This is a genomic window from Bacillus cereus group sp. BfR-BA-01453, assembly GCF_022662915.1.
Taxonomy (GTDB): Bacteria; Bacillota; Bacilli; order Bacillales; family Bacillaceae_G; genus Bacillus_A; species Bacillus_A paranthracis.
The window spans coordinates 205,259-223,791 of sequence record NZ_JAKUEN010000004.1; the positions used below are offsets into that span (position 1 = coordinate 205,259).

Consider the following 18,533-nt stretch of genomic DNA (forward strand, 5'->3'; position numbering starts at 1 on the left):
TCTCCTTTTATAAGTGGACATGTTTTTCTGAAGGTGTCCATTTTTAATTTGATAAGTCTAGTTTAATATAACATTAGACAAGGGGAGGAGATACGATGAATTGGAAAGAATTTGAACAAAATATAAAAGTACGTTTAATTACATCATTTTTTTATCGTGCTGTTACATCAGCAGTAATGCCTTTTATGGCATTGTTTTTTGCTCAAGAGATAAATAAAGTATGGGCTGGCTTATTTTTAATCTTAACGGTTATGTTAAGTTTTTTTTCAAATTTAATTGGAGGTTACATTTCAGATCGATTTCAACGAAAGAAAATCTTATTGTTAACTTCTTTTTCTAGTACTTTGATGTTTTTATTCATGACTTTAAGCTTATATCCGACAGATAAGATGATTTGGTTATTTGCAATCGCTTATGTAGGTTTTATAATAACTAGCAGTCTTGGGCGTCCATCCATGCAGGCTATCATCATAGACTCAACTACACCGGAAAATCGAAAGGCTGTCTATACAATTGACTATTGGCTTATGAATCTTTCTATGGCAATTGGTGCAGCATTAGGTGGTTTTTTATACATTAATCATCAACAAGAGCTGTTTATACTACTGACTTGTGTTTCTGCTACAGTACCGATTGCTTATAAAATTTGGCTAGTTACAGAAGTTAAAGAATGCTTAGAAAAAAGGCAGGGAAATATAGTACTTGACCTAATTCAAAATTATAAAATTGCTATTCAAGATAGAGCATTTTTAAGAGTTGTAATAGGGTCTACCTGCATATTTGCGGCAGAGTTTTCGTTAAACAGTTATATTGGTGTACGACTTTCAGAAACATTCAATCCAATAAGCATTGGGGACTTTGAAATAGTAGGAGTGAGGATGCTAAGTATTCTTAACATACAAAATATGCTCTTAGTAGTATGTTTAACATTTATTATAAATAAATTTACAGATCATATAAGTGGGAAAAAAGCGTTACTTTTAGGTCTTGTGCTCTATGGGATAGGCTATGTGGCAGTAACATCTTCAAACACTTGGTACGTACTAATTATTTTTAACTTTATTGCTACTGTTGGTGAACTTGTCTACTCACCAATCAGAAATGCAGAACAAGCTAATATGATTCCGGCTGACAAGAGAGGATCATATTCAGCCTTTGCGGGCCTATCAGATATTGGGGCGGACCTAATTGCAAGAATGACTATTATCGTCGGTGCATTCTTAATTCCTACAATGATGTCTGTTTATATTGGTATGATTGTAATAATAGGGGCATTTTTCCTATATAACGGTCTGTTTGTTAGAACTAGTAGTAGTCCATCACAGGAAAGATTGAATAAAATTTCAATATAATATAATGCCTAAAATGAAATATACACTATTCTTTCTATAGAATCGTAGGATAGGTGTGTAACGAGGGATTATACAACCTTGGAGGAATTATCATGGTAAAATATATTTCAATTCTTGGCTCAACTGGCTCAATTGGTACGTCTGCATTAGATGTAGTCACTTCTCATCGAGAACATTTTAAAATTATTGGTTTAACAGCAAATCACAATATTGACCTTCTCGAACAACAAATACATACATTTCACCCTCAGATTGTAAGCGTAAGCACAAAAGATTTAGCAGATGCACTTCGGAAGCGAATTTCTACGGACACAAAAGTCACATATGGAACAGATGGATTAATTGAAGTTGCAACTTACCCTGATTCTAATCTTGTATTATCTTCAGTTGTCGGTGTCTCTGGTCTCCTTCCAACAATTGAAGCATTAAAAGCGAAAAAAGATATAGCAATTGCGAACAAAGAAACATTAGTTGCAGCAGGGCATATTGTGACAGATTTGGCGAAACGAAACGGCTGCCGCTTAATTCCAGTAGATAGTGAGCACTCTGCCATTTTTCAATGTTTAAATGGGGAAAATACTAAAGAAATTGAGAGGCTTATTGTTACTGCTTCAGGCGGTGCATTTCGAGATAAAACACGTGAGGAAATGGAAATCTTACAAGCTAAAGATGCCTTAAAGCATCCCAACTGGTTAATGGGAGCAAAACTAACCATTGATTCAGCTACATTAATGAACAAAGGCTTTGAAGTTATGGAAGCACGTTGGTTATTTAATATCCCGTATGAGAAAATTGATGTTTTAATTCATAAAGAAAGTGTTATTCATTCTTTAGTTGAATTTATAGACGGATCCATCATGGCACAGCTCGGTGCCCCTGACATGAGAATGCCGATTCAATATGCATTTCATTATCCAACTAGATTACAATCAAACTATAAAAAATTAAATCTACTAGAGATAGCTAGCCTGCACTTTGAAAAACCAAATTTCAAAAAATTCCCTTGCTTACATTATGCGTATGAATCAGGGAAAATTGGTGGTACAACACCAGCTGTCTTAAATGCAGCAAATGAAATTGCAAATGTGCTATATTTACAAAATAAAATTTCATTTTTTGATATTGAAAAAACAATTTATTCTACTCTTGAAGCTCATCATAGCATTGCAAATCCAGATTTGGAAACAGTATTAGACGCCGATCATTGGGCTCGTGAATATGCAAACGAATTATTAATTAGAAAATGAAATACGAGCTAGAACAGAACTCGTATTTTTTAGCTCTCCATTTTACGTGTTCTTTTGTTTTCATACATTTACATTCACGGAATTGTAAATGTATGTATTTAAGATATCGCATGCAGAAGGATTTATAGTAATTATTAGTTATGGTCATTGGGAAAGTTCTTTTTAATTAATATAAGCTATATACAGAATAAAGAAACCTAAAAAAACTGGAGGTAATTATGAAAACTTTCATATATATGGTTAGACACGGAGATTCACCAAAGTTTGGAAAAGAAGCATCAAGAGGATTAACCGAAAAAGGGAAATTAGATGTTCAACGAATAACAGATATATTACAAGGTGAGGGAATCGACGTTGTTATCTCGAGTCCATACAATCGTTCAATTCTAACTGTTCAGCAGTTAGCGAAGCAAATAGGACAAGAAGTTTTAGTATTTGAAGACTTAAAAGAGAGAATTTTTATTGCTGAAGAGGAACGAATGTCGGATAAAGAATTATTTCCTTTGATAGAAAAGTCATTTTTCGAACCCGACTTTGCTTTAACGGGAGGAGAGTCTAATGTCGACTGTCAGAAACGTGCTATAAAAGTCTTAAAAGAATTATTAAACACCTATCGAGGACAGAAAGTAGTAGTAGGCACTCATGGAGCTGTTATGACGTTGATGATGGGGTATTATGACAGTAAGTATGATTTGAATTTTTTACTACAGACATCAAAGCCAGATATATATAGAATGGAATTCAATGGACAGGAATTGGTGGAGGTTAAAAGATTGTGGGAAATTTCATAGAATGACTTTATTCATCCATAGCTTTTCCTAGTGACGTGTATTATAAGCAATTGGGTTACTGCGGTAACTCTTTTTCTTATGGCACTGACGGGGGACGGATTTCAAAATCTAAAAAATTCGGTTTCTTAGCATACAAAATTCACGTTTTGTTCTTGTTATCCCGAGGTGAAATGGGAGGGAATGTTTTTGAACAGGATATCTTTAAAGCTATTTTTTAAATCAATCCTATTTCTTTTCATGTGCGGTATTGTTGTTTATTCTATATTTCAGATTATTTTTGTCTGGAGTGTTTCGACAGGGTTAGGAAGGGATGATATAGTCGGATTTTCTGATAATAAGTATGTAATTGGACGTCCACCTGTTAGCTATAATTTATATAAAAAAGATAGTGGAAAAACTATATTAGATAATGTTATTGGTTATAAAAAGGGAAAAACTAAAAGCTATGTTCGAAATGAAGTTGAATTTGTAGTGATAGATGAGATAAAGGGTAGCTATGAACTGTATAAAATAGAAAACGCTTCAGAAAAGGAGATAGCATGGCTGAAAGAAATGAAGAAATTAGAATAATAGAGACTATCTGAAAGGTAAAGAAGCACACTTGTTATTGTTAAATCTAAAAAATGGTTTAGGCTAATAATGGAGTTTTATTTCATGAAAAGAGTCATTATTAAAATAAAGTATTAGGGGGGCAGTCTCATCGCCATCAAGCTAATATTTTGAAGCACCACCAAAACAAAAATTTTACCTCTCGACAGTTATATCTGAGAATTAAGCTCATTTCTTCGTTTTGGGGTGAATCTATTTTCTTAAGTTGATGAGTATGCGTCTGTACCCCATATTAGAAAAACGATATTTAAATGCAAAGTTATCGTGCAAGCAAGAGCATTAAAGTTCTATCGCCAATTCTTTTTTTGCTATAATAGATGCGTGGCAGGAAATAGATAAAAAGAAACTGCTAGTAATTTATACTTAAAGTAGGGAGATTGAACAGAGTTATGGGGACAGAAAAAGAAATTAGTTCCGCTAAATTAATATGGAAGATGACGCGCCCGCATACGTTAACGGCGACGTTTTCTCCTGTAATTTTAGGAACAGTGGCATCACTTTATGTTGCCAAAATTGATTGGCTGTTATTTATTGCGATGATGGTTGCATGTTTAGCATTGCAAATAGCGACGAATTTATTTAATGAGTACTATGATTTCAAACGTGGATTAGATACCGCTGATTCTGTTGGGATTGGTGGCGGAATTGTCCGTCACGGATTGAAACCAAAAAATGTGTTGACAGTTGCACTTTTATTGTATGTAGTAGCAGCAATTATTGGAGTTTATATTTGTATGAATAGTAGCTGGTGGTTAGTCGTCATCGGTTTAATTGGGATGGCGGTTGGCTATTTATATACAGGTGGTCCATTACCAATTGCGTACACTCCGTTTGGAGAATTAGTTTCGGGATTGTTAATGGGGACATGTTTTGTACTCATCGCTTTCTTTATTCAAACGAATACGATAACGACTGAAAGTGTATTGATTTCCATTCCAATTGGAATTTTAGTCGGTGCAATCAACATGTCGAATAACATCCGAGATATCGAAGAAGATATTAAAGGTGGAAGAAAGACATTAGTAATCCTCCTTGGGAGAGAAAAAGCAATAGTAACACTAGCGGTAGCCTTTTTCATTGCTTATTTATGGATTGCAGTAATTGTATTGATGGGTTATATAAGCCCTTGGGCATTAGTTATGTTCCTAGGTTTGAGAAAACCAATTTCTGCCGTTCAAAGTTTCCGAAGAGGAGCAAAGGATCCCGGGTATATGCGTATTGCAATGAAATCAACAGCGATGACAAATACGATTTTCGGCTTCTTATTATCAGCAGGCTTATTAATTAGTTATTTGTTTTAAATAAAAATATTGTTAAGTGACTTAACCCTAATTTCTCAATTTTTATATAGAGATTGGGGTTTTTATTTTGACTAAGTTTAACGTTAAGAGTCGAAATGCAAATACTAATAAATTACAACTTCATCACTTGTCATATCTAAGCCTTTATAAACAAGAAAATCAAATCTACCAATTACAAATTTGTATTTTACATAAATTAACAAAATTATTTACAATATGCAGAATATTTAGTATTTTTAAGGAGAAGGCTTTAAAACACATCTCTTTAATTTTATTTTTAGATACTAATATCGATATATCAACTACACTAGTTTACAAAACTAATAAATTGGGAGAATAAAGGTTTTCTTGTTAGGATTTTTTGATTAAAGGAGAGGGTTAGATGGATATATTGAAGGCGGTTAAAAATAATATTGCTCAGATTATTGTTGGAAATGACGCTGCAATTGAACTAGTCATGATTGCTTTGGTAGCAAACGGACATATCCTTTTAGAGGATGTTCCTGGAACAGGAAAAACATCATTGGCAAAAAGTTTAGCAAGAAGTATAGATGGTAAGTTCCAACGTTTACAATTTACATCTGATACATTACCAGGTGATGTCATTGGTCTCGAATACTTTGATATGAAAGAATCTGATTTTAAAACTCGAATGGGTCCTGTTTTCGCAAATATCGCACTTGTAGATGAGATTAATCGTGCGGTACCTCGTACACAATCGGCCTTATTAGAAGTAATGGAGGAGCGTACTGTAACTATTTCTGGTCATACTTACAAATTGCCGAGCCCGTTTTTAGTATTAGCTACACAAAATCCTTTGGAATCATCTGGTACATTTCCACTCCCAGATGCACAATTGGATCGTTTTTTATTAACTGTTCGACAAGGGTATCCAAATAGGGAACATGAAAGAGAAATGCTACGTAGATTTCGTCTAGGGAATCCAATGGAATCTTTACAAAGTGTTTTATCATGTGAAGAGATTCTAGATTTACAACAACAAGCTCAGAATATTTTAATCCACGAAGAAGTAGAAAACTATCTATTAGATATTGTTAAGGCTACTCGTGAACATAATTTGGTAGAAATTGGTGTTAGTCCACGAGGTTCTTTAGCTTTTATGCGTGCCGCCCAGTCAAGAGCATTATTAAATGGACGTAGTTATTGTACACCAGAAGATTTTCGATTTCTTGCAAAATCAGTTTGCTCACATCGATTAACCCTAACGATTGAAGGAGAAATGAAAACAACTAAGACACAAGTTATACAAGAAATTTTAGAAACTGTATCAGCTCCAGTGGAGTCAATATGATAGAGACTATCGTTATAAAACATCGTATAGCAGAGTTATCTAGTATTATAGTATTTATAATTATAACTGTTATTCTTTGGTTAATTTATCAAAATTTCGTTGTATTTCTTTTGTTGTTTTCTTATTTTTTATTAATTGGATTTGCCCATTGGTATGTTAGTAAAATCTCTAAAGTAAAATGGAGAATTGTACAGTATCATGAGCGGCTTTTTATTGATGAAAAGGGACATTGTAAAATATATATTCAAAATGATATGAAAATGCCTATTCCCTTTCTCAATTTTTGCTTTCGTTCACAAAGAGGGATAGACTGGCATATAAAAGAAAACTGGGTAAAGCATGGAAACTTTTATAGTATTCCATTATCTCTTTCGAAAAATGAGGAGATTGTCATTGATTTGTATGCGCAAGCTAAGCAACGTGGTAAATGGAAATGGGATCATATAGAAATTGTAATGAGTGATCCTTTTCGCCTCGTTACTTTACATTATACATACAAATATAAACAAGTGCCTTTATTTCATGTTTATCCAAGGATCGCGAAGGTAACTATCCCAGAAACGAAGCGATGGCAACAAGGGTACCGTACAGCAACGGTTTCGCCTTTATATAACGAAACAAAAATTATAGGTGTAAAACCATATGAAGGAGAAGCGTTTCGATCTATTCATTGGGGAGCAACTGCAAGAACAGGAGTATTAAGTGCTAAAAAATACGAACCTTCGCAAGGGGACCGTTATGCGGTTTATCTCAATCTTGTTGGTAAGAATTCTTATACATGGCGTACAGATATAGAATGGCTAATTGAGGTAACGACTGGGGTGTGTAAGCAGTTACTTGTACAAGATTGCTCTTTTGAACTATGGGTAAATAGTGTACATAATAACGGTATTTTACAAATCCGTTCGGGAGGAAATCGCTCACAATTATATAAGGCTTTACAATTGTTGTCTACAATTACGGAAAATGACCAGCCTGTGTCCTCAGAGGTATTTTATAAAACCGGTTTCCGAAAGCAAGAACCGGGTGCTATCCCACTTATAATTGGATATCCACCAAAGCAGCAAACAAACTGGTTGCAGGTTGTAAAATAGAAAGGAGATAGTATGGACAAGTGGATGGTTGCTAGGTTTCGCTTAATTGTATTTTGTATTACTATAATTGTTGCCTTTTTTCTAACACAAGGAGCCCTATATTCACGCGAAATATTTCAGGAATGGATGATTAATAACACAAAATTTTATCTTATAGATGGTTTTGCAGAAACGTTGACCGGTGGAAAGGGTAAGGAAGACTTTTATGGTGAAGCGAATAATAAATCGGATGACGAAAAGGGCGGGAAATTATGGATTGATGAACCTAGAGAACCGGGGGATGAAAGTTCACACATTCCTCTTTTAAAGGGAGAAATTACATCTAAGAATAATATAATAATTTACTCTTGTATTATCATATTATTTATTGTTGGACTCATTTATAAGTCCAGAAGAAATAAAAAACAATTGCTACAAGATAAGATAGATGAAAACCCCCTCCCGTACCAAATAGATCAATCTCCTATTGGAAAGAAAAAAATAAATGCATTGCCTCATAATCCTATACGTGCTGAATTAGTGAAATGGGAACGGAATTTGCCATTATCTAAACAAAGACGTTCCTATGAAACGATTCAACAATGGTTAACACGTATCGGTTGTTCACATGAAATTGTAGAAGTGTACGAGAAAATTCGTTATGGGGATCTAGCCTTTACTCCAGGTGAAAAACAATTTATACATGAATGGATACAAAAACATATATAAGCTGTAGAATGATATAATCGCATCAACTTAAGTCAGAAAAAAGATGGGAACAGATCGTATACCATCTTTTGGGGAGTACAACCTTTAGTGATACAGTTGATTCAACAGTAGCAGAGCTATTAAAAAGAGAAAGAGTCTACTCATCAGAGTAGGCTCTTTCGTTTGTGTATTATGTCACAATAGTGTCCTTTTGGAAATCTATACAATAGATCCTTTATTGTAAGAGTATCTTGTTGGGAATGATCAGAAATTCCATATTGTAATATAAAAAATCACTATGATATGAAAGGATACCTTGCAACAATCCCAATAAATTCTTCTCCATAATTGAAAATAAAATCAATCCAGATTATTATATTGTTATTGTAAATTTATTTTATTAAAGGAGGATACATAAATGAAATACTCAAAAGGCTCTATTGAATCAGAGATAAGCAAAGCAATTACGCACTGGGAAAAGGACTACCTAGGACGCGGGTCTATATCCGTTAAGACAGATATATTACGAGATATGATTATCGTAAATTTACAAGGTATTTTAACACCGGCTGAATATACTGTTTGCGAAACGAAAGACGGTATGCTAACGATAAAGAAAAATCGTTCGGAGCTAGTTGAATCTGGAATTGACGATTTGAAAGAGATCATACTAGAATTAACTGGAGAGAAAGTGAAAAGTTTTCATACGGATATAAGCTCGCGTACAGGTGAACGAGTAATGATTTTTAAATTGTTTCATAATCTTGAGGAAAAGTTTTAAAATAAAAAAACAACTTAGGGTTAGTGGAAGATAAATTAAAAATGCAGTGAGATAATTAAGACACCTACAAGTTGTGCACTTTATTTGATTTTATTAGTATGGTGATAATTAGAAAATGAGAAAACTTGAAATTATTTATGTATAATGAATTTTGATTCGGAAAACGGATAAATAAATTGACAAACTGCTTAATATGGTTTATCTTATAATTGTTTTAAAAATTAATAGATGCTTATTTTAACTGTTTGCTATAATTAAGGCTTTAGCATTTTTTTAATATGTAATATTGACTAAATGAAAAAGTTTCTTAATTAAAAGATAGCGCATAACATAAATTGATATATTGATTGCATAATCTAGGAGATCAGAGATATACTGTTATTTTTCATAGGAGTAATACATACATTATTATCCTCTATAAAATGGGAGCTCTTCAAAAAACTTTATTGAAGTTAGTTGAAGTGAAACCGACAATCTCCATAATTCAATGATGATATAAAATCATTGAATTATGGAAGTTGTCGGTTTTTTTTATGGAAAAACGATGTACGAAAAAGAGTGAATAAAAATTGAAATTAAAAAAACTATCGTAATGAAAAGGAATTTTTATAGGTTATTTTCGTTTGGAAGGGAGTATTTTACATGTTAATTTCGCTAAGTTCATCAACACTGTTAACATTATTTTTTATCGCGCTTAGTGCTTCTTGGCTAAGTGGATTATTGTTTTTACATGCAAGGATGCCTTTACGTTTTGTTCATATCCATATTGGTATCGCTGCTTTGCCTTCATTGGTTTCTTTACTTGCACTTGTTAATCACAATGGAGATAGAGTTGTGGGGCCTTGGCATCTAGATAATTTAGCTTGGTTCATGGCTTTCTTCGTTCTTACAATTGGTTTAATCATTCAGCGATTTTCTGTACGTTACTTAATGGGAGATCGCTCATACCGAAAATACTTTGCACTTTTTACATTTACAACAGGTGTATCTTCAGTTGCATGGTTAAGTGATGATCTTCGCTTCATGATTATGTGTTGGGGAGCAACTCTTATAGGATTGGTTCTACTCATCGGGCTAAATAAAGGGTGGAAGGTAGTTAGTGAAGCAACAAAAATCTCAGGCTATTTATTTACAATAAGTTGGATTGCCTTACTAGCAGCTATCATTTGGTTGTTTCAAATAACTGGACAGTGGCAGTTAACATCAGTTTTAACGAATGAAAATGTAGCTCAATTTGGAACATTGGAGAAAACAGGAATTAACTTATTGATTATAGTAGCTGTGATGATTCCAGCAGCACAATGGCCTTTTCAAAGATGGTTAATTGAATCAGCTGTTGCTCCAACTCCTGTTTCTGCTATTATGCATGCGGGTTTAGTAAATGCTGGCGGTATCATGTTAACTAGATTTTCACCTCTTTTTTATGATGATATTGCACAAATCATTTTACTCATTTTCTCTAGTATTTCTGTCTTAATAGGTACAGGAATTAGTTTAGTCCAAGTTGATTATAAACGTCAGCTAGTGGGATCAACTATTGCACAAATGGGGTTTATGCTGATTCAATGTGCATTAGGCGCTTATTTAGCAGCTGTTATTCATTTAATTTTACACGGTTTATTTAAAGCCACTCTGTTTTTACAAGCTGGTTCTTCCGTACAACGTTTTGGGGTAGTGAAGCAATCTAATGAAAAGGTGTCTAATTTATGGACTATGGTTGGGCGCGTTTTCGGATTATTTATAGCGATTGCTTTTTGGTTTATGACTTCTGGAGAAGGATATCAATTCGTTAGTGCGTTCATTTTAGGATGGTCATTATACTTTTCATGGAAACAGCTTGTTGTTTTTGGAGAGGGAAGAATGGGACGAATTGTTGGCGTATTTATTTTAGCTGGATTTTCTCTCATTTACTTTGCCGTTCATAATTCTCTTTATAAATGGTTGCATACTGACATGTATCAAAATGTTCAACCTTCAGCTTCAGCCGTTATCTTTGTTATATGTATCTTACTATTTAGTAGTGTTATTTGTACTTTCGTTACTCGTAATCAATCTTCTACTTTATCCGCTGTACTTTATCTTTGGTCAGTTCGGGTAGGTGAGGCGAGACGAAAGTCAGTAGAAAGTCATCCAAACTATCTGAAACATGATGTATCAAAGGGAGGTAATTCGTGATGAGCATACCGTCAATATTAAGGAAAGAGACTTTAAAAAAGAAACATAAAAATATTGATCTACAAGAAAATAATATAAATGATTTAGTTGAATCTGCTAGCCGAGTGATTGCACCACTTTGGCCGATCGCTACATTTGCAGCTCATCACCCTTGGATGGGGCTTGAAAAACAATCATTTGAACAAGTTGCAGATTGCTTAAAAGAAATTCGTAATGTGGATATATATCCGAGTGCTTCTATGATTCATTCGGCAAAGGCAAAAGGGGAGATTGAGGAATCATTTTTACAAAGTGGCTTGTCTCGTTGGCTTGATTCACAATCTTTTCATATCCTGCGAGCGAAGGCGGAGCGTTTTTGCCAAGAAGCTTTAAAGTTAGAAAGATTACCTTCTAGTTTATTATCATCGCCAGAATTAAATAAATTAGCAGAAGAAATAAGTTATATAAATACAGGGAGTATGAAAGACTCTTCTTTGCAATTAATCAGTTCACTTATAGAGAATCAAAAGGGTGAAAACCTATCTGATATTCTTAATTATCACATCATTAAATGGTGTAAATTATATTTGGATGACTCCGGGGCAAGCTGGACGATGCCAAACCGAGAGAAAGGCTTGTATCGTGCATGGCACCACCTTATTACATTTGATCCAGCGCTCAGTAAAAATGAGCGTAAAGTTTTAAAAGATTGGCCACAAGATGCCCAGGGAGCTTTAACAAAAGCATTATCTGAACTAGGAATTTCTGAATCTAACAAGCAAGCTTACCTTGAAGGACACTTGCTTGCTTTGCCTGGATGGGCAGGAATGATACGATGGCGTTCCCAACAATCAATTCAGGAACAGGAACTTATGATTGAATATTTAGCAGTTCGAATTTCTATGGAGCTAGCCATTGTAAAACCTTATTTACCTATAAAAAATCAAAAGGTTGAGAAAAAAGTTGAGGTTGTCCCACTTATAGCTTCTTGGATCTATTGGGGGGATATTTCAACACGGGAATGGTTACAAATGTCTGCCACTGAACAAAGCGAATTATTAGCATTCGCTTATCGATTTGATGAAAATACTCGCAAGAAACTTTGGCTAGAAGCTTGGGAACAGACGCATGCAGAGCAATTAAGGGAGAAGATTGCTTCTAAACAACGTGCAACTCATGATAAAAAGCGTGTAGTAGCTCAATTAGCATTTTGTATTGATGTACGTTCAGAACCGTTTCGTCGCCACCTTGAAAAATTAGGTCCGTTCGAAACGTTTGGAATAGCTGGTTTCTTTGGGTTACCAATTGCGACTACTGAACTAGGTAGTAATGACAGCCATCCTTCTTTGCCAGTTATATTAAAACCGAAACATCAAATAAAAGAGCTCACAGATGAAAATGAATGTAAATCTTATGAACAACGTAAGATGGTAGGCAGTTCGGTACGTTATACATTTAAAACGATGAAACAGAACGTACTGACAAGTATGTTGCTACCTGAAGTAAGTGGTCCTTTACTTGGTTTACAAATGGTGACAAGGAGTTTTGTGCCAAGAAGAGTAGGTGGCTTCATTCGTAACCTTCGTAAAAATATGTTGCAAAAGCCTGATACAACTTTCTCGCTTAATCATGTTCATGATACAAACTGTGAGATACCGATCGGTTTTACGAAAGAAGAAAAAGTGAACTATGTGCGTCAAGCTTTAAAAATGGTGGGATTAACAGAAGGTTTCGCTCCTTTAGTTGTAATGTGCGGCCACAGTAGTCAAAGTACGAACAATCCTTATGCTGCAGCGCTTGAGTGTGGTGCGTGTGGCGGAGCAGCAGGAGGATTTAATGCAAGAGTTTTCGCTACTTTATGTAATCTTCCAGAAGTGAGAGAGGCGTTGTCTGCTGAAGGTATTAACATTCCTGAGGACACCATTTTTGCAGCAGCTGAACATAAAACAACAGTGGACGAATTGGAATGGATTTACGTCCCAAAACTTTCGGAAGCTGCGCAAGAAGCATTTGATCGTATTGAGTCGGTTATGCCAAATGTGAGCCAACATGCAAACAGAGAGCGTTTAACACAATTACCTAATTTTAAAACGAAAATAAAAAATCCGAGTAAAGAGGCACATCGATTTGCAGAAGATTGGAGTGAAATACGTCCGGAATGGGGATTAGCTCGTAATGCATCTTTTATTATCGGGCAGCGTGAATTGACTCAGGATTGTGACTTAGAAGGTAGGGCTTTCCTTCATAATTATGATTGGAAACAGGATGAAAATGGCGATATATTAGCTAGCATCATAGCGGGACCAGGAACAGTAGCGCAGTGGATCAATCTACAATATTACGCTTCAACTGTAGCTCCTCATTATTATGGTAGTGGAAACAAAACAACACAAACCGTTACGGCAGGTCTCGGTGTTATGCAGGGAAATGCAAGTGATTTGTTATCAGGCTTACCTTGGCAATCCGTTATGCAGTCAGATAGTGAGACGTATCACTCACCACTTCGTTTACTCATTGTAATTCAAGCGCCTATTGAATATATAGAACGCTTGCTAAATAAGGATTTCACATTTCGAGAAAAAGTTCAAAATGGATGGGTCAGACTTGCAAGTATTGATCCAGAGGGACGCTGGAAAAACTGGTGAAAATCATGTAATGAATCATTGTTACTAGCTTAAAAGTTTCATAAATACAATCATGAAGAAGGAGTGCTATATATGAATGCAAAGCATAAAAAGGTTTTATTGTTAACAGACATTGAACAAGGAATAGAGCCTATTATCCAACAAGTAACTAACATTCAACAAGAAAATATGTTGACTATACACAGCTGCGATTCTGTAATTGTACATCCTTTTGGAGATATAATGAGGTCTATTATTATCGCTATTTATCAAGAAAATGTGGAAGAGATTTTTGTTGTCGGAATAGAGGATAAAGAACCTAATGTAGTTAATCTACAAATTCAACGTGATTCCATAAAAAATAACAAGGAACTAGACTATCTCTTTGAAAATTGTATGCCTGAATTTTCAAATGGTAGCCTTGAGGAATGGCTAAGTGGAAAAGAAAATGTTAGTGAAAATATTGAGAAGAGTATAGATATGATTCGTCATCATCCATTAGTGCCTTCTAATGTTAAAGTTCATGGCTTCATAATTGATAAAACAGGTGGAAAAGAAACGATTGTTAAAGTTTCTGCTGATAAAATAGTTGAAACAGTTAATTAATTTATTAAAGACAAATAAATTCTTATGTATGAATTGCTGTTGTATAATAAATTTTATTATGTTTTAAGAATCAGAAGAGGTAGCCATGCAAAATAAAATTATTGTGATGTTTCAAAAAGATTTTCGTTTATATGATAACCTGGCTCTATTTGAAGCTGCTCAGTCCGGTGAGGTTGTTCCGGTATATGTACATGATGAAACTTTTTCAATAGGAAGTGCGTCAAAGTGGTGGCTACACCATACTATAATAGATGTAAAGAGGCAACTTGAGGCATTGGGATCTACTTTAATAATCCGCAAAGGAAATATACTGGAAGAAATACTTTCTCTCATAAAACAGTTAGGTATAACGGCTGTATATTGGAATATTTGTTATGATCCGGAAAGATTACAATTTAATCAAAAAATGAAAATGATGTTAGAAGACAAAGGTATTACCTGTAAGGAATTTAATTCGCATTTATTATTAGAACCGTGGATTATTAAAAAGAAAGATAACACTGAATATAAGGTTTTTACGCCTTTTTATAATGCATTTCAAAAGCAGGTAATATCTAAACCTATTAGTAAAGTGCAGAGTATAAAATGGGGAAGTTCTTTACCAGCAAGTTTATCTGTTTCAGAATTACATTTGCTTCCGACTATACGGTGGACATCTCATATGGAATCAATATGGGAGCCTACAGAAGAAGGGGCATACAAAACATTCAAGAAATTTTTCTCTAGCAAATTAGTCTCTTATAGTGAAGGAAGAGATTTTCCAAATGAAAATGCTCATTCGATGTTGGCACCTTATCTTTCATTTGGTCAAATATCAGTGAGATGGATGTATCATTACTTAATCAATAAAAGTACCGAAAGACAATGTAGTCTTTTTGAAAAACAAGTGAATAGTTTTATCCGTCAATTGATTTGGCGAGAGTTTTCTTATTATTTACTATATCATTACCCATTTACAGTATATAAACCGCTTAATAAAAACTTTGAACATTTTCCGTGGAATAATGAAGAGGAGTTATTAAGAGTATGGCAGAAGGGTGAAACTGGTTATCCGTTTATTGATGCGGGAATGCGAGAACTATGGCAAACCGGTTTTATGCATAATCGGGCAAGAATGGCTGTAGCCTCTTTTCTTGTAAAGCATTTGTTAATTCCGTGGCAAGAAGGTGCAAAATGGTTTATGGATACACTACTAGATGCTGATATTGCAAATAATACAATGGGATGGCAATGGGTTGCTGGGAGTGGAGCAGATGCATCACCGTACTTTCGTATTTTTAATCCTATCACACAAGGAGAAAAGTTTGATAAAAATGGAGAGTATATAAGAAAATGGGTACCAGAATTAAGAGATATACCGAATAAGTATATACATAAACCTTGGGAAGCACCTGAGCATATTTTACAAAAGGCCAATATTAAGCTTGGTCATACATATCCTTTGCCAGTTGTTGACCATAAGGCAGCACGAGAGAGAGCGCTTTGTGCATATAAAAGTATGAAAGAGTTCGCATAAAATAGATTAAACAATATGTATTTGAAATTTAAATATTAGAATGTTACCCATTAAAGGGACTGAATAATCATATAGAGTTTCTAAAACCTTCTATTGAAAAAGGAGAATGTTTATGAAAAAATCTAGTATTCTAGTATTTTTACTAACATATGGTTTGTTTTATGTTTCTAGTATTTTATTTCCTATTGATCGTATGTGGTACGATGCACTAGAAAAGCCGTCTTGGACACCTTCTGGTATGATAATCGGAATAGTTTGGGCTGTACTATATGGACTTATTGCATTGTCGGTTACAATTATTTACAACAAATATGGAGGTAAGCCAAAAACATTTTGGTTCGTATTCCTTTTAAATTATATTTGCAATCAAGCGTTCAGCTATTTTCAATTTAGTCAAAAAAATTTATTTTTAGCAACAGTAGATTGTTTACTTGTCGCTATTACTACGTTACTTCTCATAGTAGTTTCTTCAAATTTATCTAAAGTATCGACATGGTTGCTAATTCCATATTTTTTATGGGCTACATTTGCTACATATTTATCTTGGACAATTTATAGTATAAATTAAAGACGTAAATGAAAACTTGAGCATAATAAAAATGCTCGAGTTTTTATGTTGATTAATGATAATCTAAAATATAGAATATATACATCTTAGGGAGGTCACCTTTGTGAAGAAATGGATAAAAATTACGCTGTACTCTTTACTAGGTATTTTACTTATAGGAAGTATTAGTTTTTTTGTTTGGTCCCAGTTTACTTATAAACCGACGAAAGAGGCGTTGTCGTTAGTAGGTGATAAAAAAGATGAAAATCATATCGTTTTTGGAGAGAAAGATGCTAAAGTAGGGGTTATTTTTTATCAAGGAGCTAAAGTAGAAGCTGAGGCTTATAGTTACTTAGGAGAAGCTCTTGCAAGAGATGGACACTTTGTAGTAATGCCTAAGTTGCCATTAAATTTAGCGATATTTGGAATCAATGCAGTAGACAGTGTAATGGAACAGTATCCTGAAGTTCAAAAATGGTATGTTGCAGGGCATTCAATGGGCGGAGCTATGATTTCTAAGTATGCCTTTCAGAATGAAGAAAAGGTAGATGGAATCATTTTCTTAGGCTCGTACCCTGCAGATGACTTCTCTACGAAATCGATTCCAATGTTATCAATTTATGGGGAAGTAGATGCTTTAGCAACTGTAGAAAAAATAGAGAACAATAAAAAGTTGATGTCAAAGAATACAACTATGCACATGATAAAAGGTGGAAACCATGCTCATTTTGGCATGTATGGTGAGCAAAAAGGTGATAATGCGAGCTTAATTACGCCAAAAGCACAACGAGATGAAACAGTGAAAGTAATTGAAGAATGGTTATTAAAACAAAGATAACAAACTTAATAAATCGATCAAAAAAGACTCTTACTATATAAGAGTCTTTTTTGAGTCTGGTTGGAAAATATATAAATAGCTAGTAGAAAAAATCAATTTTTCATTAAGCTGCCATTTAAACTTCTGTTTTTTGTAATGCTCGTTTTAATGCACCGATATATTCTTTCTCAGCCCTTTGGCTAATTTCAGCATGAGGCACTATTAATTCGAATCCGTGGTAGCCACCAGGATAAACATGAAATTCCGTTGGTACTCCAGCTTGCATTAATCTATTCGCGTATTCAATTGTTTCGTCGCGGAATGGGTCTATTTCACCCACCATCGTATACGTTGGGGGAAGTCCTGTAAGATCAGTTGCACGAGCTGGTGCAGCGTGTGGAGAGACCTCTTCACCGTAAGCTGAACCTAAATACATTTTCCATCCAATAATATTAGCTTCTCTGTTCCATACTTTTGGATCCGTTATCTCAAAAGTAGAAGGTGTAATATTACGGTCATCAATCATTGGGCATAGCGGCATTTGGAATATGATTGAAGGTCCCTTTCTATCTCTTGCTAAAAGAGCAAGGGCTGCTGTAAGTCCACCGCCTGCACTCATGCCGGCAATTGCAATTCGAGAAGAATCAATCCCGATATCTTCTGCATGATCAGAAACCCACTGTAAAGCTGTATAGCAGTCTTCAAGTGGTGCAGGGAATGGATTTTCCGGTGGTAATCGATAGTCAACTGAAACCACTATACAATTAGCTTCCAATACGAACTTTTCACAAAGTTTGTCATCCATTTCGGGTGATCCCACTTGGTATCCACCACCGTGTATCCAAAGGACCCCAGGTAAAGCTTTTGTTTTTTTAGTTGGCTCATAAATGCGAACTCTAACTTCAGGCGCTCCTTCAGGTCCAGGTATAAATCGATTAGATACGGTAACTTCATCATTCGATGATAGAATTGTTGCAGTAAAAGATTCTTTAATCCATTTTCTATACTGTTGGAAATTTTCCGGGCTATTATCTATCTCTGGTAATAAACAAAACATTTCTCTTAATTCTGGATGAACTCTATTCTTCATTATAA

16 protein-coding genes and 1 pseudogene are annotated in these 18,533 nt (G+C 34.6%); 15 read left to right on the forward strand and 2 right to left on the reverse strand.

Features of this window, described 5'->3' with window-relative positions; genetic code table 11:
• Positions 1-95 precede the first annotated feature (95 nt).
• From MR070_RS11165 to menA, 5 genes are all read left to right on the forward strand, one after another.
• Positions 96-1,352: an MDR family MFS transporter gene (locus tag MR070_RS11165; RefSeq protein WP_242261275.1), complete on the forward strand. Its 1,257-nt coding sequence runs from the start codon at positions 96-98 to the stop codon at positions 1,350-1,352.
• A gap of 92 nt (positions 1,353-1,444) precedes the next feature.
• Positions 1,445-2,599 (forward strand): 1-deoxy-D-xylulose-5-phosphate reductoisomerase, encoded by a 1,155-nt coding sequence (locus tag MR070_RS11170; RefSeq protein WP_242261276.1) that lies wholly within the window; start codon positions 1,445-1,447, stop codon positions 2,597-2,599.
• A gap of 218 nt (positions 2,600-2,817) precedes the next feature.
• Positions 2,818-3,390, forward strand: a complete 573-nt coding sequence (locus MR070_RS11175) for a histidine phosphatase family protein (protein ID WP_098270449.1) — start codon at positions 2,818-2,820, stop codon at positions 3,388-3,390.
• Between the two features lie 186 nt (positions 3,391-3,576).
• Positions 3,577-3,960, forward strand: coding sequence for a hypothetical protein (locus MR070_RS11180; protein WP_098670269.1), 384 nt, complete (start codon positions 3,577-3,579; stop codon positions 3,958-3,960).
• A 428-nt stretch (positions 3,961-4,388) separates the two neighbouring features.
• Positions 4,389-5,300 (forward strand): 1,4-dihydroxy-2-naphthoate polyprenyltransferase, encoded by a 912-nt coding sequence (menA, locus tag MR070_RS11185; protein ID WP_070806458.1) that lies wholly within the window; start codon positions 4,389-4,391, stop codon positions 5,298-5,300.
• Positions 5,301-5,404: 104 nt separating this feature from the next.
• On the opposite strand, the pseudogene MR070_RS11190 reads toward menA, so the two are convergent.
• Positions 5,405-5,494, reverse strand: a pseudogene (locus MR070_RS11190) (GNAT family N-acetyltransferase); the annotation flags it as partial.
• A gap of 188 nt (positions 5,495-5,682) precedes the next feature.
• On the opposite strand from MR070_RS11190, the gene MR070_RS11195 reads away from it, so the two are divergent.
• The 10 genes from MR070_RS11195 to MR070_RS11240 all read left to right on the forward strand — a co-directional run bounded on the left by MR070_RS11195 (position 5,683) and on the right by MR070_RS11240 (position 17,459).
• Positions 5,683-6,612, forward strand: coding sequence for an AAA family ATPase (locus tag MR070_RS11195; protein ID WP_139895219.1), 930 nt, complete (start codon positions 5,683-5,685; stop codon positions 6,610-6,612).
• On the forward strand, positions 6,609-7,706 hold the full coding sequence (locus tag MR070_RS11200; RefSeq protein ID WP_000573342.1) for a DUF58 domain-containing protein: 1,098 nt from the start codon (positions 6,609-6,611) through the stop codon (positions 7,704-7,706). The genes MR070_RS11195 and MR070_RS11200 overlap by 4 nt, the downstream gene beginning before the upstream one ends.
• Before the next feature lie 12 nt (positions 7,707-7,718).
• Positions 7,719-8,414: a hypothetical protein gene (locus tag MR070_RS11205; RefSeq protein ID WP_061678347.1), complete on the forward strand. Its 696-nt coding sequence runs from the start codon at positions 7,719-7,721 to the stop codon at positions 8,412-8,414.
• A gap of 397 nt (positions 8,415-8,811) precedes the next feature.
• Positions 8,812-9,174, forward strand: coding sequence for a Na-translocating system protein MpsC family protein (locus MR070_RS11210; protein WP_242261278.1), 363 nt, complete (start codon positions 8,812-8,814; stop codon positions 9,172-9,174).
• A gap of 642 nt (positions 9,175-9,816) precedes the next feature.
• Positions 9,817-11,349: an NADH dehydrogenase subunit 5 gene (locus MR070_RS11215; protein WP_242261279.1), complete on the forward strand. Its 1,533-nt coding sequence runs from the start codon at positions 9,817-9,819 to the stop codon at positions 11,347-11,349.
• On the forward strand, positions 11,349-13,973 hold the full coding sequence (locus MR070_RS11220) for a DUF2309 domain-containing protein (protein ID WP_242261408.1): 2,625 nt from the start codon (positions 11,349-11,351) through the stop codon (positions 13,971-13,973). The genes MR070_RS11215 and MR070_RS11220 overlap by 1 nt, the downstream gene beginning before the upstream one ends.
• Positions 13,974-14,045: 72 nt before the next feature.
• Positions 14,046-14,558, forward strand: a complete 513-nt coding sequence (locus tag MR070_RS11225; protein ID WP_242261280.1) for a carbonic anhydrase — start codon at positions 14,046-14,048, stop codon at positions 14,556-14,558.
• A gap of 85 nt (positions 14,559-14,643) precedes the next feature.
• Positions 14,644-16,074: a cryptochrome/photolyase family protein gene (locus MR070_RS11230; RefSeq protein ID WP_242261281.1), complete on the forward strand. Its 1,431-nt coding sequence runs from the start codon at positions 14,644-14,646 to the stop codon at positions 16,072-16,074.
• 112 nt (positions 16,075-16,186) lie between these two features.
• Positions 16,187-16,642: a TspO/MBR family protein gene (locus tag MR070_RS11235; protein WP_242261282.1), complete on the forward strand. Its 456-nt coding sequence runs from the start codon at positions 16,187-16,189 to the stop codon at positions 16,640-16,642.
• 103 nt (positions 16,643-16,745) lie between these two features.
• Positions 16,746-17,459 (forward strand): alpha/beta hydrolase, encoded by a 714-nt coding sequence (locus tag MR070_RS11240; protein WP_242261283.1) that lies wholly within the window; start codon positions 16,746-16,748, stop codon positions 17,457-17,459.
• Positions 17,460-17,574: 115 nt separating this feature from the next.
• Here MR070_RS11240 and MR070_RS11245 read toward each other — a convergent pair whose 3' ends face one another.
• A complete protein-coding gene (locus MR070_RS11245; RefSeq protein WP_000797631.1) occupies positions 17,575-18,528 on the reverse strand; it encodes an alpha/beta hydrolase in 954 nt (317 codons plus the stop codon).
• Positions 18,529-18,533: the final 5 nt, after the last annotated feature.

Coding starts and splice junctions, on each gene's coding strand:
- MR070_RS11165 (WP_242261275.1), top strand. CDS start 96: ATGAATTGGAAAGAATTTGAACAAAATATAAAAGTACGTTTAATTACA.
- MR070_RS11170 (WP_242261276.1), top strand. CDS start 1,445: ATGGTAAAATATATTTCAATTCTTGGCTCAACTGGCTCAATTGGTACG.
- MR070_RS11175 (WP_098270449.1), top strand. CDS start 2,818: ATGAAAACTTTCATATATATGGTTAGACACGGAGATTCACCAAAGTTT.
- menA (WP_070806458.1), top strand. CDS start 4,389: ATGGGGACAGAAAAAGAAATTAGTTCCGCTAAATTAATATGGAAGATG.
- MR070_RS11195 (WP_139895219.1), top strand. CDS start 5,683: ATGGATATATTGAAGGCGGTTAAAAATAATATTGCTCAGATTATTGTT.
- MR070_RS11200 (WP_000573342.1), top strand. CDS start 6,609: ATGATAGAGACTATCGTTATAAAACATCGTATAGCAGAGTTATCTAGT.
- MR070_RS11205 (WP_061678347.1), top strand. CDS start 7,719: ATGGACAAGTGGATGGTTGCTAGGTTTCGCTTAATTGTATTTTGTATT.
- MR070_RS11210 (WP_242261278.1), top strand. CDS start 8,812: ATGAAATACTCAAAAGGCTCTATTGAATCAGAGATAAGCAAAGCAATT.
- MR070_RS11215 (WP_242261279.1), top strand. CDS start 9,817: ATGTTAATTTCGCTAAGTTCATCAACACTGTTAACATTATTTTTTATC.
- MR070_RS11220 (WP_242261408.1), top strand. CDS start 11,349: ATGAGCATACCGTCAATATTAAGGAAAGAGACTTTAAAAAAGAAACAT.
- MR070_RS11225 (WP_242261280.1), top strand. CDS start 14,046: ATGAATGCAAAGCATAAAAAGGTTTTATTGTTAACAGACATTGAACAA.
- MR070_RS11230 (WP_242261281.1), top strand. CDS start 14,644: ATGCAAAATAAAATTATTGTGATGTTTCAAAAAGATTTTCGTTTATAT.
- MR070_RS11235 (WP_242261282.1), top strand. CDS start 16,187: ATGAAAAAATCTAGTATTCTAGTATTTTTACTAACATATGGTTTGTTT.
- MR070_RS11245 (WP_000797631.1), bottom strand. CDS start 18,528: ATGAAGAATAGAGTTCATCCAGAATTAAGAGAAATGTTTTGTTTATTA.